Consider the following 14,320-nt stretch of genomic DNA (forward strand, 5'->3'; position numbering starts at 1 on the left):
TTGAACTCACAAACATCATGATGGAAATTCTCACAAAATATTTTCCTGATCTCACCGATCAGCAAATGGATCAATTTGGCCGTTTGGGCGCGCTATACGAAGAATGGAACGCTCAAATTAATGTTATTTCCAGAAAAGATATTGAGCAACTTTACGAACGGCACGTGCTCCATTCGCTGGCCATCGCCAAAGTTATTCAGTTTAATCCGCAAACAACAGTTCTTGATGTTGGCACCGGTGGAGGCTTCCCTGGCATACCGCTTGCCATTCTATTTCCTGAAACTTCGTTCATGTTGATCGATTCAATTGGGAAGAAAATTAAAGTGGTTAACGAAGTAGCTTCAGCGCTTGGCCTCACAAATGTAACCGCCGAACACATCAGGGTTGAAGAGGTAAAGCAGAAATTTGATTTCGTGGTAAGCCGCGCTGTAACTGCATTCCCTCGCTTTGTTTCGATGGTGCAAACCAAAGTCGCCAGCCAAAGCAAAAACGATTTACCCAACGGAATCCTCTATTTAAAAGGAGGCGACTTTGACGAAGAAATTGAACCTTTCAGAAAACAAATCGAGGTTTACGAATTACAAAGCTTTTTTCAGGAAGAATTTTTCGAAACGAAAAGGCTGATTCACATGAGTATAAAAAATAAATAAATAAAAGAGAAAATTGGTTTGCATGATATTAAAAAAGAACTATTTTTGCAGTCCGATTGAAAAACGAAAATTATCTATAAAAAATATTGACCGATGAAAAGGACATTTCAGCCATCAAACAGAAAAAGAAAAAACAAACACGGATTTCGCGAAAGAATGTCTACAGCCAATGGCCGTAAGATTTTGAAAGCCCGTCGTGCAAAAGGAAGAAAAAAACTGACTGTTTCTGACGAACCACAACACAAAAGGTAGTCAATAGCTTTCGGCTTTCCGAACATATACAGAAGGTAAAGAATGAATTTTCTTTACCTTTTTGTGTTTATACCAGTATCGTCTGCCAACCTGATAAAAAGTCTATTGTTTCGGCTTTTGCGTAAACCTACTTGCACATTTTAAACTACTTTTGTGTTTATTCTACGAATCCAGAATTTTAACGCATGACTCTGAAAGAATTCTTCAAAACAAAAACCTTTAAGTATAACGCACTTGCAGTCGTCGGGGTTACCACATTCCTGATCGTGCTGAATATGTTTGCCCTCCGGATTTATACAGATCATGGAGAATCAATTGAAATACCCGACCTGCGTGGCAAAACAACTGCTGAAGTTTCTCAGATTTTAAACAAAATCGACCTTCGGTTTCAGATACGCGATTCGGTATATTCGCACGAAACGGCACCGGGAACGGTACTGGATCATTTTCCGAAGGCCGGAATGAAAGTAAAGGAAAACCGAACCATATTTATCACCCTCTGTGCCATTAGTCAGGAAAAAATACCAATGCCACAGCTTACCGACATTTCGTACCGGCAAGCCATCAACATTATTGAAAGTTCGGGCCTGATCGCTGGAAAGGTTGAATATAAACCTTCTGAATTTCCAAACCTCGTTCTAGAACAGAAAAGCGAAGGACGCGAAATTCCGGTTGGCGAAATAATTCCAAAAGGAAGTGTTATTGACCTGGTCTTAGGAAGCAATAGCAATGGAGAAACCAGTCTGGTTCCAACCTTATTCGGTCAAAACTTAACTGAAGCTAAACTCTCTTTAGACGAAGTTTTCCTGAATATTGGAACAATTACCTACGACGAATCGGTTCTTTACAAAGCTCAGAAAGGAAAAGCAATGATATTCAAACAAAGTCCTGATCCTGCCGGCGTATTTGAGGTTCAAAAAGGAACGGCAATTGATTTGTGGCTCACTATAGATAAAAGTAAACTGGAGTCAAAACCAGAGGAAGAAAAACCAGACAACTCTTTTTTTTAAATGATAGAAGACAACGATATATTCGACGAATTTGACGAAACCGAAGAGACCGAAGACGGCGCTCTGTTCGAGCATTACAACGTAGTGGTCGACCCCGGACAAACTTTACTGCGTATCGATAAATTTCTGTCGAACCGTTTAATGAATGCCACCCGTAGCCGATTGCAGGCCGCCGCCGACGAAGGCAAAATCCTGGTGAATAAACTTCCGGTAAAATCGAGCTATAAGGTAAAACCCGGCGACGAAATCTCCATTGTGATGGACTACCCTCGCCGTGAGCTCAAAATCATTGCAGAAGATATTCCCTTGAATATTGTGTATGAAGATGATGATGTAATGGTTGTCAACAAACCACCGGGACTTGTCGTTCACCCCGGACATGGAAACTATTCGGGTACGCTGGTCAATGCGCTGGCCTTTCATTTCAAAGGACTTCCTTTATTTAATTCTGACGATCCACGCCCAGGTCTTATCCACCGGATCGATAAAAATACTTCCGGATTACTCGTTGTAGCTAAAACCATTGAAGCCAAAGTAAAACTGTCGCTTCAGTTTTTTGAAAAAACGACCAAAAGAAGATATGTTGCCTTAGTTTGGGGCGATTTGGCTGATGACAAGGGAACAATAACCGGCAATATCGGACGAAGCCTTAAGAACAGGCAGGTCTTTACCGTTTTTCCTGAAGGTGATTATGGCAAACCTGCCGTTACACATTATAAAGTCATCGAACGATTAGGTTACGTAAATCTGGTAGAATGTCGGCTCGAAACCGGGCGGACTCATCAGATTAGGGTTCACATGAAACACATTGGACATCCATTGTTTAACGACGACAATTACGGCGGTGACCAGATTCTGAAAGGCACCACTTTTACCAAATACAAACAATTTGTAAAGAACTGTTTTGAAATGATTCCACGGCAGGCGCTTCATGCCCAAATGCTCGGGTTTGTGCATCCGAGAACTGGCGAAGAAATGATTTTCGAATCGGAATTGCCCGATGATTTGGCCAATGTGATTGTCAAATGGAGAAACTATTTATCGAACCGGATAAACGAATAATTTTGAACCACATAGGACACATAGAATATTTTTCAGTAAAGCTAAGATTGAGAATATGACCACTCAAAAGGATGTTAACGCATTAAGCCGTGCCATTATTGGATACGCCATTGAGGTTCATAAGGAACTTGGGCCTGGGTTATTGGAAAGTATTTACGAAAAGTGTCTGGCTCATCTTTTAATCCAGAATGGATATACTGTTGCCGGACAGCAATCCGTTCCTTTGAATTTCAAGGGTTTAGACTTAACCTGCGAACTTCGGTTAGATTTATTGGTGAATGAACTGATTATTGTTGAACTAAAAACAGTCGATAAAATATTACCAATTCATGAGGCTCAAATCTTGTCATACCTCAAACTTCTAAAAAAGCCTAAAGGTATATTAATCAATTTCAATTGTTTGAATATATTTAAAGAGGGTCAACAAACATTTGTTACAGAATATTTTAGAAAATTACCTATAAAATAGTATTTTCAAAAACTATGTGTTCTATGTGGTTCAAAACTTATTAAGAAATGAAAAAGAATATTGCAGTTGTTTATGGAGGCGACTCATCCGAATTTGTGGTTTCGGTGAAAAGCAGTAAAAATGTATTCGAGTCAATAGATCCAACTATTTACAATGTCTGGAAAGTACAGATGCAAGGCCTCGACTGGGTCGTTTTTGAAGGCGACGAGATAATTTCACCCATCGATAAAAGCGATTTTTCATTTATCAAAAACGGCAATAAAATCCATTTCGACTTCGCATACATTACCATCCACGGCACACCAGGCGAAGATGGTAAACTTCAGGGCTATTTCGATTTGGTGAAAATTCCCTACTCTACTTGCGGCGTATATTCATCGGCGCTCACTTTCAACAAATATTTTTGCAGCAATTACCTGCGCAACTTCAATGTCCCGATGGCTAAATCGGTACGCTTATTCAAAGGCGATTCAATCAATCCGGATAAACTGGTTGAAGAACTTGGCTTGCCTGTATTTGTGAAACCCAATGCCGGAGGTTCTAGTTTTGGGGTTACCAAAGTGAAAGAAAAAGCACAGCTTCAGGAAGCGCTCGAACTGGCCATGAAAGAAAGTTCCGATATTCTGGTTGAAGAATTTATCGAAGGCAAGGAATTTACCTGCGGATTAGTTAAACTTTCCAATCAAAAAATTCTGTTTCCTGTAACTGAAGTCATTCCACAAAACGAGTTTTTCGATTACGAAGCCAAATATGTTGCCGGAAAAACCGACGAAATCACTCCTGCCCGTATTTCTCCGGATATGACAAATAAGATACAGCAACTTTCGTCGCGCATTTACGATTTATGCGATTGCTCAGGAATTGTGCGTGTCGACTACATCCTGAAAGACGGCGAATTCTATTTTCTGGAAGTTAACACAACTCCCGGTATGACCGCCACCAGCTTTGTACCTCAGCAAATTGCAGCTATGGGTCGAAAATTGAGCGATGTTTTGGGGTTGATTATCGAAGACAAACTGAAATAGAGAAAAAAGAGATAATATACTTTTTACCGTGTATAGCAGAAAGCTATAGCCTTTATACTTGAAATACGAACTCCCACGAAACAGTCGTCCTGGCAACCATCTTCAACGTAACCGCACGACGATAACAGACCATTATTTTGGGCTTCGAAATAGGTAATCGTATTTTTGCGCTTAACCAACCAGTCTATTCTCGCTTTTTCGTAAATCTGATCAAGCGTTAACAAAGCTGCACCCGTCGTATGCGAATTAAGTTCGCTCCCGTTCTCAGTCCACTCCCGATCTGCTAAAGGAATTTCGTCGAGTCCTTGAGCCGAAATCATTTTAAAACTACGCTCGGTAACCACCCCATTAGAAACTGTTATCTGGGTTTGCCATGAAGCTCCGACCCAACTTGAATTATATACGACATAAGTGTATGAATTCCCTGAATCTGATTTAAAATTCTCCCATTTCTGGAAGCTTTTTTCAAATTCACTTTGGTAGTTAAAATCTTCTTTGGAGCAAGCTGCAAGTACAGATAATAAAGCAAGGAATATGAAACTGATTTCTTTTTTCATAATGTGGTTTTTTGAGTAAGACTAACCAATCAGAAAAATAGTTGCGTGCAAAAATCGTTTTCAGGAGTTTTCTTTAGCAATACCGAAAGATAAACTTTGTTGGTAACTTATTCATTCAAAAAAATGCCCGATGTTTGCTTTTTTTTACCTTTGAAACCCTGCAAAAAATCTGTTTTGCTGAGAACACGAATTTCTGATTGATTGAATCCCAATAAAATGGCCGGAGAAAAGAAGAATTACCAACAACAGAATAAGAATACCATTGAGCAAATCAATGCTCAGTATGGCAAAATACCACCTCAGGCAATCGAGGTAGAGGAGGCCGTTTTGGGAGCCCTGATGCTCGAACGCGATGCCTATGTAACCGTTGCCGATATTATCGATACCCGGAGTTTTTACAAGGAAGAACATCAGAAAATATTTGATGTGATCAAGTATTTATCGACTCACGAAAAGCCGGTAGATTTGCTGATGGTAACCCAGGAATTGAAAAACCGCGATCTGCTTGAAGTTGTTGGCGGCCCGATGATGATCACCCAATTGACTTCAAGGGTCGCATCTGCGGCACACATTGAGTTTCATTCGCGCATCATTGCACAGAAATTCATGCAGCGCGAAATGATCCGCGTATCAACCGAAATACAAACCAAAGCATACGACGACACCATCGATGTTGACGATTTGATTGATTTTTCTGAAACCGCCCTTTTCCAGGTAGCCGAAGGAAACATCAAAAAGGAATCAATGCCCATCAAACCACTTTTGCGCGAGGCAGCTATCCTGATCGAAGCCGCTTCGCATCGTGAAGATGGACTGAGCGGTGTGCCCAGCGGCTTTACGGCCATGGACCGCATTACTTCGGGATGGCAAAAAACCGACCTTATTATTGTTGCTGCCCGTCCGTCAATGGGAAAAACAGCTTTCGTTTTATCGATGGCGCGAAACATGTCGGTCGAACACAAGGTACCTGTTGCCGTATTTTCGCTCGAAATGTCATCCATTCAATTGGTCAACCGTTTAATTGCTTCGGAAACTGAGTTGGGATCAGAAAAAATTAAAAATGGTCGTTTGCAAGGATGGGAATGGGATCATTTTCATCGTAAGTTGGCTGTTCTGGACGATGCTCCTTTGTTTATTGACGATACTCCGGCGCTTTCAGTCTTCGAGTTCAGGGCCAAGTGCCGTCGTCTGAAAATGCAGCATAACATTGGAGCGGTGATCGTCGATTACCTTCAGTTGATGACTGCCGGATCGGATAACAAAGGTAGCCGCGAGCAGGAAGTGAGTATGATTTCGCGATCACTGAAAGCGATTGGCAAGGAGTTGGATATTCCGGTCATTGCACTTTCGCAGTTGAACCGTTCAGTCGAATCGCGCGAAGGCAAGCGCCCTCAGCTTTCCGACCTTCGTGAATCGGGAGCCATCGAGCAGGATGCTGATATCGTTTTATTCATTCACCGGCCTGAATACTACGGAATTACCGAAGATGAAGATGGAAACTCGCTCATTGGTGTGGCCGAAATTATCATTGCCAAACACCGTAACGGTGCAGTTGGCGATGTTCGGTTATCATTTAAAAAGAACCTGGCTAAATTCTCCGATATGGAAAATATTATTCCGGAAGAAATTGGAGGCGGCCAGTACGGACAAAAACTACAATCGAAAATGAACGATGATTCGGGCGATCCTTTCCGCAAAGGTGGCGCAATTCCAGTCAATTCGTCGTTCGACAACGATAAATTTAGCCATTATGAAAATTCCGGAGGCGAACATATTCCGTTCTAAAAGCCGTTTTCGGTGGCTGCTGATCCTGACTCTCATTTTGCTTGTACAAACGGCAAAAGCCAGTTTCATCCTGATTCCGATGGACGAAAAACAAAGCAACCACCTGAAAGCCTACGGAATAACTTACTGGACACTGGAACAAGGCATTGAAGTAAAATGGCTGCTCAACTACAGGGGCGGGAGTTTCCTTATTCAACATCAGCAAGCCATTGCCAGCGAATGTTTGGTACGCGGAGTGAGTTTCGAAACTCTGGCCGACGGCCAAGCAAACAATATACTTACCGACATTGCGCGCGAAGATGTAAATGAAGACGCGGTCAGCATGCAGAAAGCACCAAAAATTGCCGTGTATTCGCCACCCAACAAACAACCATGGGACGATGCAGTAACCTTGGTCCTGAAATATGCCGAAATCAAATTTGACGTGGTTTATGACGAAGAAATACTGAATGGCAAATTGAAAGATTACGATTGGCTACACCTTCATCACGAAGATTTTACCGGTCAGTTTGGTAAATTTCTTCAGGCATACCAACATGTTCCCTGGTATCAGGAAGAAGTAAAAATAAACAAGGAACTTGCCCAGAAATTGGGGTTTATGAAAGTTTCGGAAATGAAAAAAGTTGTCACCCGCGAAATTCATAAATTCATCGAAAACGGAGGATTTCTTTTTGCCATGTGTGCCGCTACTGATACCTACGACATTACCCAGTCGGCGCAAGGCGTGGATATTTGCGAGTCGATGTTCGACGGCGATACCGCTGACCCCGAGATGAATTCAAAACTGAATTTCAACAATACACTGGCTTTCCAAAATTTCACAATCAACCGGAATCCATACGAATACAAATTTTCTGACATCGATGTGTCGACCACCCGAAAGGTTTCACGCGAGCAAGATTACTTTACGCTGTTCCAGTTTTCGGCTAAATGGGATCCGGTGCCAACCATGCTCTGCCAAAACCATGTAAATATGGTCAAAGGGTTTATGGGACAAACCACTGCCTTTAACCGAAGTCTGGTAAAACCAAATGTTTTGGTGATGGGCGAAAACAAAGCCGCTAACGAAGCCCGATATATTCATGGTGAAGTTGGCAAAGGCTTCTGGACCTTCTACGGAGGACATGACCCTGAAGATTATCAACATTTTGTTGGCGACCCGGCTACCGACCTGAATCTGCATCCAAATTCGCCAGGATACCGTTTAATCCTAAATAATGTTTTATTTCCGGCTGCCAAGAAAAAGAAACAGAAGACGTAAACGTTTTATTAAAAACCACATTTTACTATCTTGCAGCCCCGTCACGCAAAAACCGGGATACTATTAATTTAAAAGTTAACCACCATGAACAAGATTAAAACCGCCTTTGTGTTATCACTTCTGGCTACAGTGGCATGTACCAACAAGCCAGCTACACAAAATGGTGACAAACCGTTACAGATTGTCAATCCCGAAAAAGCTCAAATTTTCGTTACTGCCAGAGACACTTCCCTTAGATTGTCTCAAACAGCCGATGCTACTTTTGAAAATTTTGGGCAACCGTTTGAAACTCAGGTGTGCGTTTTTGTCGACCCGACCCGCACTTTTCAGACCTTTATTGGCATTGGCGGCGCATTGACCGATGCTTCAGCCGAAGTTTTTGCAAAATTACCGGAAGCCACGCAAAAAGAATTCATGACGGCCTATTACGATAAAAATAAAGGCATTGGCTACAATTTTAGCCGCACCAATATTGCCAGTTGCGATTTTTCGAGCGACACGTATGCCTATGTGACCGATAAAGACACATCTCTTAACTCGTTTAATGTTGCCCACGACGAAAAGTTCCGTATTCCTTTCATCAAACAGGCCATAGCTGCTGCTGGAGGAACATTACCTATGTTTGTGAGTCCCTGGAGTCCACCAGCCTGGATGAAAGACAACGACGATGTTTTGCTGGGAGGAAAATTACTTCCGGAATATGCTCAAGTATGGGCCAACCATTACGTGAAATTTATCAAAACTTACGAATCGATGGGAATGCCCATTTGGGGACTTTCGGTTCAAAACGAACCAATGGCCAAACAGAAATGGGAATCGTGCCTTTATACTGCCGAAGACGAACGCGATTTCGTAAAGAAATACCTCGGGCCAACCTTACAGAAAAACGGATTGAACGATAAAAAACTCATTTGCTGGGATCACAACCGTGATTTGATTTACCAACGGGCAACCACCTTGCTAAACGATCCTGAAGCTTCGAAATACATCTGGGGTATCGGATTCCACTGGTACGAAACCTGGACTGGCAGTGCGATGCAGTTCGAAAACCTGAAACGGGTAAAAGAAGCCTTTCCGGAGAAAGAACTGATTTTTACCGAAGGTTGTGTCGAGAAATTCGATTTGAACCGTGTAAATGATTGGTCGCTTGGCGAACGATACGGGAATTCGATGGTGAACGATTTTAATTGCGGAACAGTTGCCTGGACCGATTGGAATATTTTGCTCGACGAAAACGGCGGACCAAATCACGTAGGTAATTTTTGCTTTGCGCCAATCCATGCCGACACCAAAACCGGGAAATTAATTTACACGAACAGCTATTATTACATTGGGCACTTTTCCAAATTTATCCAACCCGGAGCCAAACGGATAGGCTGCTCGACAAACCGCGACAAACTGCAAGCAACGGCATTTCTCAATCCTGATGGAAAAATAGTGGTGGTTGTCCTCAATTTATCTGACAGTAAATTGCCTTACCAATTATGGATTTCGGGTAAAGCTGCACCTGTTACAAGTTTACCACATTCTATCATGACAGTGGTTATCTGATAAAATCAAGTTATAATTCTATGGCCAGAAAATCAAGCAGGTTTACCTGCTTGATTCCCTGGTAATCGTTGCCAACAATCAAATCGTTGAGTGTGACAACATATTTTGGGTAATTATCACCGACCATCATCAGGTTCCCGAATTCACGCGAAAGAGTTGACTGCTCCAATATTTGCAAACAAACCTGTACATATACTTTTAACCCGTTACGTTCTGCCACAAAATCAATCTCCTTATTTCCAATCTTACCAACAAAAATACGGTATCCCTGATGCGCAAGGTGAAGATAAACAGCATTTTCAAGAAGCTTATGAATATCAGTTTTTTGGTTAAATCCTTTCAGCGAATTGCGTAAACCCAAATCTTCAAAATAGTATTTCTCTCCTATCTCGAAAACTTTTAAACCACCCACTTCCGACCGGACTACTTTATGCACAAAATAAGCATTAGAAAGGGCTTTGAGGTAGTTCATGGTAAGCTGCGGGGAAATTTCGATGTGCTGTGATTTAAGAAATTTGCTGATATTATTTGCAGAGAAAAGGCTTCCAATATTATCAGCCAGGTAAAGCACAAGGTTCTCCAGAAACGATATATTCCGGATATTTTCACGCGAAACAACATCCCTCAGCAAAATAGTTGAATAAACATTTTTTAGATATTCAAAAGGCAAGTCGCCTTCAAGCCCGATATTAGTCAAATAGGGCATTCCTCCATAGGTAAGGTATTTCATTAAACTTTCAATACCTGATTCCAGTTGATGAAAATCGAGAAATTCAGAGAAACTCAGGCTATGAATATTAAACTCAATATATCTTCCCGATAAGGAAGTCGCTAATTCGCCTGAAAGCATCCTTGCATTGCTTCCGGTACAAAAAATATCGCACTTGTTTTCAGCAAACAGGCTACGAAGAGTTAACTGGAACGATTCAATCTCCTGAATTTCATCAATAAATAAATAGTTTGCCTTATCCTCCGGGAACTTATCACGCAGATAATCATTCAAATCAGTATTATTCTGAAGATGAGCAAATTGTTCCAATTCGCAATTGATGTACACAATATTAGCCGATGGGTTTTCGCTTTTAATAAAATCCATCAACTGAAACATGATATAACTTTTACCAACCCTTCGTTGCCCGGTAAGTACTTTTATAATCTGCTTCCCAATAAAAGGTTTAATCCTTTCTGTATAAGCTGGCCTGACTATATATTCCATTGTTTCCTATTTAAGGTACAGCACAAACGCAACAATAAATACGCATTGATTAATGATATATCGTAAATATACAAATAAATAAATGAATATTTCATGTGTATCGTATATTTTAAAGGATATTCCAAGTATGAAAAAAACAGAAATATTTTCCAAAACCATGTTTTATCATTTTAAAGAATACCAATTTCCCTACATTTACGAAAATTGATAAACCCTAATAATCCATGATAAATCGTATCCTTACACTTAGCCTGATTTTGCTCATTGCTTCAGGCATCACCAACGTTTTTGGATGTACCAACCTGATAGTCACCAAAGGCGCAACCAACGACCGCTCGGTAATGATTACCTATGCTGCCGACTCGCATACGCGGTATGGAACCCTTGGTTTTTATCCGGCTTCCGACCACAAACCCGGCGATTTGTGCGAAGTTTTTCATTACGAAAACGGCAAACTTCTTGGCACTATTCCTGAAGTTGCCCATACTTTTTCAGTCATTCAGTTCATGAATGAAAATCAGGTAGCCATTGGCGAAACCACCTGGGGCGGGCTGGATTCGCTCACATCGCAGCCCGGAGCAATTCTGGATTACGGCTCGCTGATGCGTATCGGACTTCAGCGCTCGAAAACTGCCCGCGAAATGATTCAGGTTATGACCGAACTGGTGGCTCAGTATGGATATGCAACCTCGGGAGAATCCTTTTCCATTTCGGATGCCAACGAAGCCTGGATTATGGAGTTGATCGGCAAAGGCAAGTATGAAAAAGGCGCCGTTTGGGTAGCCCGCCAAATTCCCGACGGTTATGTAAGCGGACATGCCAACCAGGCACGAATCACCACTTTCCCGTTTCAGAAAACCAACAACTGGAACGACCCTAAACAAACCACGTTCCATTCTCCGGATGTGATCAGCTTTGCGAAAAAACACGGTTTTTATAAAGGAACCGACGAAGCATTCAGCTTTTCGGATGTGTACAATCCATTGAATTTTGGAGGAGCACGTTTCTGTGATGCCCGCGTTTGGTCTTTCTTCCGGAAAATCAACAAAGAAATTCGCGAAAATCAGGATTATACCAATTATGCAATGGGAAAATTTAATCGCGATACGAAGATGATGGATCAAACCGCGAATCCAAACGGATACGTTTCGAATCGCATGCCACTGTGGGTAAAACCCGATTCACCGGTTACGCTCCAACAAGTGATGACTGCCATGCGCGACCATTACGAAGACACTCCGATGGATATGCGTAACGATCCGGGAGCCGGACCATTCAAATCGCCCTACCGCTGGCGCCCCATGGAATTCGAAGTTGACAGCGTTGAATACCTTTGCGAACGCGCCATTGCTACCCAGCAAACAGGCTACAGCTTTGTGGCCCAGTCGCGCAGTTGGCTCCCCGCTCCCATTGGTGGCATTTTCTGGTTTGGTGTCGACGATACCGACGGCTGCGTATATGCCCCGATGTATTGCGGAATCAAAAAAGTTCCGGAGAGTTATGCCCTTGGAAATGGCTCGATGATCTCCTGGTCGGAAACTTCGGCATTCTGGACATTCAATCAGGTAAATAACTGGGCTTATTCGCGCTATAACCTCATCCATCCTGAAGTTGAAAAATGCCAGTCGCAGCTTGAAACACAGTTTGCAAACGAAATGAAAGTAATTGATCAACAGGCAGCAGAACTCTACAAACAAAATCCGGCTTCAGCAACCGATTACCTGACCAGCTATTCGGTTTACACCGGCAACAAACTGGTAGCCGACTGGAAAGTGTTTTACCAGTATCTGTTTATGAAATACGTGGATGGGAATGTTAAAAATTCGGACAGCCGCAAATTACTCGACAACGGGAACAACAAAAACATTCCCAAAATGCCTGCTCAACCTGGCTACGGAAAAGAATGGGAACGCATCATGATTCAGGGAACCGGCGATCGGTTGGTTGTTCCAAAAAGTAAATAAAAGATCCAACGCATGAAACATTTTATTCCAATCCTGATTTTCCTCTCGGTAATCGTTGGCAGCGAAGGCTGTTTAGGACAGGTTGAAAAACAAACGGCAGCTCAAATAAGCATTGATCCAAGCCAGACCTACCAAACCATTGAAGGTTGGGGAAGTTCGTTGTGCTGGTGGGCCGCTCAGGTAGGCAACTGGGATGAAGCAAAGGTTGACAGTATTGTCGATTTAATTACCTCTCCGGATAAGCTGAACATGAATATCTTCCGCTATAACATTGGCGGAGGCGACAACCCTTCGCACTTGGATGGACATATGGTAAAAGGCAAGGGGAAGCGTGCTGAAATGGAAGGTTTTAAATCCTCAGCTGATGCGCCTTACAACTGGAATGCCGATAAGGGGCAGCGTGTCCTGATGCTGAAAATTAAAGCCAAACGACCTGATGCTGTTTTCGAAGCTTTCTCGAATTCACCACCCTACTGGATGACTTACAGCGGCTGTTCGAGTGGAAATATTGATCCCATGCAGGACAATTTAAAACCTGAATTTTACGGAGCCTTTTGCGATTACCTGCTCGATGTTTGCAAGCATTACAAGCAACAATACGGGATTGATTTCAAAACGCTGGAGCCTTTTAACGAATCAACATCGAATTACTGGTATAATCTGGGAAGTCAGGAAGGTTGCCACTTTACGCCTGAAACCCAAATGAAAATCATCCGGATTTTAGCTCCCAAGCTGGACGCTTCCGGACTTAAAACAATGCTTTCAGCTTCCGACGAAACCAATATTGACTCAACGATAAAAGTTCTGAAAGCCTATCAATCGGCTGGTGATATTCTCGATAAAGTTGGTCAAATCAATACGCACACCTATTCAGGAACAAACGCCGAGCGAACGGAAGCACATCATTTAGTAAAATCGATTGGCAAACCGTTTTGGCAATCGGAAACAGGCCCAAGTGGAAATAGTAAAACAAGCCTGGAATCGAATCTGGGATTGGCTCAAAAGCTATTCGACGATATGCGCTACATGAAACCTCAGGCCTGGCTCGACTGGCAATTGATGGAAGAACGCAATGACGTTTGGTGTTTGATGCGCTGCAATTTCAACACTCAGGACTATCAAATTGTAAAGAATTTTTACGTGCGAACGCAGATTACCCGCTTCTTTAAACAAGGTTATGTGATGATTGAAACCGAAAATGATGAAGCTCTTGCTGCAATGAACCCGGGAAAGACCGAATTGATTGTCGCAATTCTAAACAAATCGGCTCAACCTAAACCGTTCAGTCTGAATTTAAAACCGTTGAAGATTTCAGGGGGAAAAGTGTCTGTATACCGGACAAGCCATTCCGAAAACTGTGCGAATATCCAGGTTCCCGAATCAGAAGATCAATCAATTAACTACAATGCTCCAGGACTTTCATTGACTACTTTTATCATATCACTTGGAAAGTAAATTAAAGGTAACCGGAAAATACAAAAGACGGGAAGCTCCATGGAACTTCCCGTCTTTCTATTT

General features: G+C 42.2%; 13 protein-coding genes. 11 read left to right on the plus strand and 2 right to left on the minus strand.

Going from position 1 to position 14,320, the window contains the following annotated elements; genetic code table 11:
- Positions 1 to 17: 17 nt before the first annotated feature.
- From rsmG to AQPE_RS06405, 6 genes are all read left to right on the plus strand, one after another.
- Positions 18 to 650 carry a 16S rRNA (guanine(527)-N(7))-methyltransferase RsmG gene (gene rsmG, locus AQPE_RS06380; RefSeq protein WP_318350220.1) on the plus strand — a complete coding sequence of 211 codons (633 nt, stop codon included), beginning with the start codon at positions 18 to 20 and terminating at the stop codon, positions 648 to 650.
- Between the two features lie 93 nt (positions 651 to 743).
- Positions 744 to 902 (plus strand): 50S ribosomal protein L34, encoded by a 159-nt coding sequence (gene rpmH / locus AQPE_RS06385; protein ID WP_318350221.1) that lies wholly within the window; start codon positions 744 to 746, stop codon positions 900 to 902.
- 185 nt (positions 903 to 1,087) lie between these two features.
- Positions 1,088 to 1,912 (plus strand): PASTA domain-containing protein, encoded by an 825-nt coding sequence (locus AQPE_RS06390; protein WP_318350222.1) that lies wholly within the window; start codon positions 1,088 to 1,090, stop codon positions 1,910 to 1,912.
- On the plus strand, positions 1,913 to 2,974 hold the full coding sequence (locus AQPE_RS06395; protein WP_318350223.1) for an RluA family pseudouridine synthase: 1,062 nt from the start codon (positions 1,913 to 1,915) through the stop codon (positions 2,972 to 2,974).
- A 55-nt stretch (positions 2,975 to 3,029) separates the two neighbouring features.
- Positions 3,030 to 3,443, plus strand: coding sequence for a GxxExxY protein (locus AQPE_RS06400; protein WP_318350224.1), 414 nt, complete (start codon positions 3,030 to 3,032; stop codon positions 3,441 to 3,443).
- Between the two features lie 47 nt (positions 3,444 to 3,490).
- Positions 3,491 to 4,468 (plus strand): D-alanine--D-alanine ligase, encoded by a 978-nt coding sequence (locus tag AQPE_RS06405; protein ID WP_318350225.1) that lies wholly within the window; start codon positions 3,491 to 3,493, stop codon positions 4,466 to 4,468.
- Between the two features lie 23 nt (positions 4,469 to 4,491).
- On the opposite strand, the gene AQPE_RS06410 is transcribed toward AQPE_RS06405, so the two are convergent.
- Positions 4,492 to 5,025: a hypothetical protein gene (locus AQPE_RS06410; RefSeq protein ID WP_318350226.1), complete on the minus strand. Its 534-nt coding sequence runs from the start codon at positions 5,023 to 5,025 to the stop codon at positions 4,492 to 4,494.
- Positions 5,026 to 5,226: 201 nt separating this feature from the next.
- Here AQPE_RS06410 and dnaB point away from each other — a divergent pair, with 201 nt between their 5' ends.
- From dnaB to AQPE_RS06425, 3 genes are all read left to right on the plus strand, one after another.
- Positions 5,227 to 6,810: a replicative DNA helicase gene (gene dnaB / locus AQPE_RS06415; RefSeq protein ID WP_318350227.1), complete on the plus strand. Its 1,584-nt coding sequence runs from the start codon at positions 5,227 to 5,229 to the stop codon at positions 6,808 to 6,810.
- Positions 6,776 to 8,071 (plus strand): hypothetical protein, encoded by a 1,296-nt coding sequence (locus AQPE_RS06420; RefSeq protein WP_318350228.1) that lies wholly within the window; start codon positions 6,776 to 6,778, stop codon positions 8,069 to 8,071. Before dnaB ends, AQPE_RS06420 begins: the two co-directional genes overlap by 35 nt.
- An 84-nt stretch (positions 8,072 to 8,155) precedes the next feature.
- Positions 8,156 to 9,622 carry a glycoside hydrolase family 30 protein gene (locus AQPE_RS06425; protein ID WP_318350229.1) on the plus strand — a complete coding sequence of 489 codons (1,467 nt, stop codon included), beginning with the start codon at positions 8,156 to 8,158 and terminating at the stop codon, positions 9,620 to 9,622.
- Between the two features lie 10 nt (positions 9,623 to 9,632).
- On the opposite strand, the gene AQPE_RS06430 is transcribed toward AQPE_RS06425, so the two are convergent.
- The gene (locus AQPE_RS06430; protein ID WP_318350230.1) at positions 9,633 to 10,838 is read right to left on the minus strand and encodes an ATP-binding protein; all 1,206 of its coding nucleotides are present in this window, start codon (positions 10,836 to 10,838) and stop codon (positions 9,633 to 9,635) included.
- Between the two features lie 224 nt (positions 10,839 to 11,062).
- On the opposite strand from AQPE_RS06430, the gene AQPE_RS06435 reads away from it, so the two are divergent.
- Both AQPE_RS06435 and AQPE_RS06440 read left to right on the plus strand, forming a co-directional pair.
- Complete coding sequence (locus AQPE_RS06435) at positions 11,063 to 12,802, plus strand: dipeptidase (RefSeq protein ID WP_318350231.1); 1,740 nt, start codon at positions 11,063 to 11,065, stop codon at positions 12,800 to 12,802.
- Positions 12,803 to 12,814: 12 nt separating this feature from the next.
- Complete coding sequence (locus AQPE_RS06440) at positions 12,815 to 14,257, plus strand: glycoside hydrolase family 30 protein (RefSeq protein ID WP_318350232.1); 1,443 nt, start codon at positions 12,815 to 12,817, stop codon at positions 14,255 to 14,257.
- Positions 14,258 to 14,320: the final 63 nt, after the last annotated feature.

Source organism: Aquipluma nitroreducens, from assembly GCF_009689585.1.
Classification (GTDB): domain Bacteria; phylum Bacteroidota; class Bacteroidia; order Bacteroidales; family Prolixibacteraceae; genus Aquipluma; species Aquipluma nitroreducens.

Coding starts and splice junctions, on each gene's coding strand:
- rsmG (WP_318350220.1), top strand. CDS start 18: ATGATGGAAATTCTCACAAAATATTTTCCTGATCTCACCGATCAGCAA.
- rpmH (WP_318350221.1), top strand. CDS start 744: ATGAAAAGGACATTTCAGCCATCAAACAGAAAAAGAAAAAACAAACAC.
- AQPE_RS06390 (WP_318350222.1), top strand. CDS start 1,088: ATGACTCTGAAAGAATTCTTCAAAACAAAAACCTTTAAGTATAACGCA.
- AQPE_RS06395 (WP_318350223.1), top strand. CDS start 1,913: ATGATAGAAGACAACGATATATTCGACGAATTTGACGAAACCGAAGAG.
- AQPE_RS06400 (WP_318350224.1), top strand. CDS start 3,030: ATGACCACTCAAAAGGATGTTAACGCATTAAGCCGTGCCATTATTGGA.
- AQPE_RS06405 (WP_318350225.1), top strand. CDS start 3,491: ATGAAAAAGAATATTGCAGTTGTTTATGGAGGCGACTCATCCGAATTT.
- AQPE_RS06410 (WP_318350226.1), bottom strand. CDS start 5,025: ATGAAAAAAGAAATCAGTTTCATATTCCTTGCTTTATTATCTGTACTT.
- AQPE_RS06420 (WP_318350228.1), top strand. CDS start 6,776: ATGAAAATTCCGGAGGCGAACATATTCCGTTCTAAAAGCCGTTTTCGG.
- AQPE_RS06425 (WP_318350229.1), top strand. CDS start 8,156: ATGAACAAGATTAAAACCGCCTTTGTGTTATCACTTCTGGCTACAGTG.
- AQPE_RS06430 (WP_318350230.1), bottom strand. CDS start 10,838: ATGGAATATATAGTCAGGCCAGCTTATACAGAAAGGATTAAACCTTTT.
- AQPE_RS06435 (WP_318350231.1), top strand. CDS start 11,063: ATGATAAATCGTATCCTTACACTTAGCCTGATTTTGCTCATTGCTTCA.
- AQPE_RS06440 (WP_318350232.1), top strand. CDS start 12,815: ATGAAACATTTTATTCCAATCCTGATTTTCCTCTCGGTAATCGTTGGC.